Origin of the sequence: Halomonas sp. ND22Bw, from assembly GCF_003011945.1 — a bacterium.
Classification (GTDB): Bacteria; Pseudomonadota; Gammaproteobacteria; order Pseudomonadales; family Halomonadaceae; genus Halomonas; species Halomonas halophila.
On the sequence record NZ_PXWD01000945.1, the window covers coordinates 1 to 268 of the forward strand.

Annotated in this window: 1 protein-coding gene; it reads right to left on the bottom strand. The window is 69.4% G+C overall.

Annotated features, from left to right (window positions below):
- A partial coding sequence (locus CVH10_RS20950; protein ID WP_146143219.1) for a class I tRNA ligase family protein occupies positions 1-268 on the bottom strand: 268 nt, incomplete at both ends.

Sequence of the window (268 nt, forward strand, 5' to 3'; positions counted from 1 at the left end):
GGCCAGCGGCGCCACGCGCTGCCAGATCTCCTCGGAGATGAACGGCATCATCGGGTGGGCCAGGCGCAGCACGGCCTCGAGCACGCGCACCAGGGTGCGGCGGGTGCCGCGCTTGGCGGCCTCGGAGGCAGCGTCGTCCCACAGCACCGGCTTGGAGAGCTCCAGGTACCAGTCGCAGTACTCGTTCCAGACGAAGTCGTAGAGCGCCTGGGAGGCGTGATCGAAGCGGAACTCCTCCATCGCCCGGGTGACCTGGGCCTCGGTCTTC